The sequence below is a fragment of the Paenibacillus sp. oral taxon 786 str. D14 genome, from assembly GCF_000159955.1.
GTDB classification, from domain to species: domain Bacteria; phylum Bacillota; class Bacilli; order Paenibacillales; family Paenibacillaceae; genus Fontibacillus; species Fontibacillus phoenicis.
Genome location: NZ_GG695989.1, coordinates 51263 through 52385, shown reverse-complemented (window position 1 = coordinate 52385; position 1123 = coordinate 51263). Strand labels below are relative to the sequence as shown.

Below are 1123 nucleotides of genomic sequence, written 5' to 3'. Positions count from 1 at the left end.
TAGTTTTCACTTTACCGTTTGCAAAATTAAAAACAGCTTGCCATTGATAAAGTTTCCAAAGGTTATCTTTTGCATCTCTACCCAATGCCGGAACAAACCCCACAAAACTATCTCCGGTTTTACCGTATTCCCATAATCCAAAGGCGTCATTTACATGCTTTTGTAACATTGGGATTCCGGCAGCGTAGACCATTGTTGATATCAGCATACTCATTAGTAGTAATACAATGCTTACTTTTTTCTTCATTCACATTCCCCCTACCAAAAACTGAAAGAAAAAGAGCCTACGACTTTTAATCGCAGACTCAAAATGTAAATTGATTCGTTTAGCTTATTCTAATTTCTGCGCAAGCTTCTGTACTTCGGTCAATGGCGCCGCAGAACCATCACCAGTATTTACTACAATGGCATCGTTGACATTACTGAACAATGCCTCCAAATCTTCGTTTCCGCTACTATCTAAACTTATCATATATCCTTCTTTTTCATCTCTGCCCGGATATATTTTTGTAAGCATAATGTATCCCTTCCCTTTTCCAATATCAAAGGAATACGTTTTCCCAGGAAGAAATTTAGTCTTCCCCGCATATCCTTGCGCTCCTTGTGGAAGGGTAAAAGTCAGCTTTCCATTCTCGACCTTCATATTATCAATAAACAACTCTTTTGCTAGCTCTGTATATCCGGCCTTCCACTTAAAGTCCGTGCTGTACATGTTATCGTCACTCGGAACCGGATCTGGATCGGTCACTTCTTTTCCTGTACTAATGCTAACCAACTTATTACTTTGATTCCAATTAACCGTGGCACCAAGTGCTTCACTGACAAAGCGAAGCGGTACAAATACCCGAGAACCTTGAAGCCGGGCTGGTACATCCAATTTAACGATTGTGTCTCCAACCAATACGGTATCGGAATTAACCGGCATGCGAATCATCTTTCCGTTAAGTTCAACGTAAACCACTCGCTCTACCCGACTACCTGTTGTCTCCTTTTTGTAGTCAACTTTTGCACCTAATGCCTCAGATACAAAACGGATTGGGATCAGCACTCGATTATTTTCAAAATAAGGCTTTTCGTCCGGAAACTTTACTGTCTTTCCGTCAATCTGCACGGTTACATTTAC

Annotated in this window: 2 protein-coding genes; both read right to left on the bottom strand. The window is 40.7% G+C overall.

All coding sequences use genetic code 11. The features are described from left to right. The coding region (locus POTG_RS24475) for a hypothetical protein (protein ID WP_036646222.1) at positions 1-247 on the bottom strand (247 nt) is incomplete at its 3' end. An 84-nt stretch (positions 248-331) separates the two neighbouring features. Then, positions 332-1123: copper amine oxidase N-terminal domain-containing protein (locus POTG_RS18655; RefSeq protein WP_157273516.1), on the bottom strand; the 792-nt coding region annotated here is incomplete at its 5' end.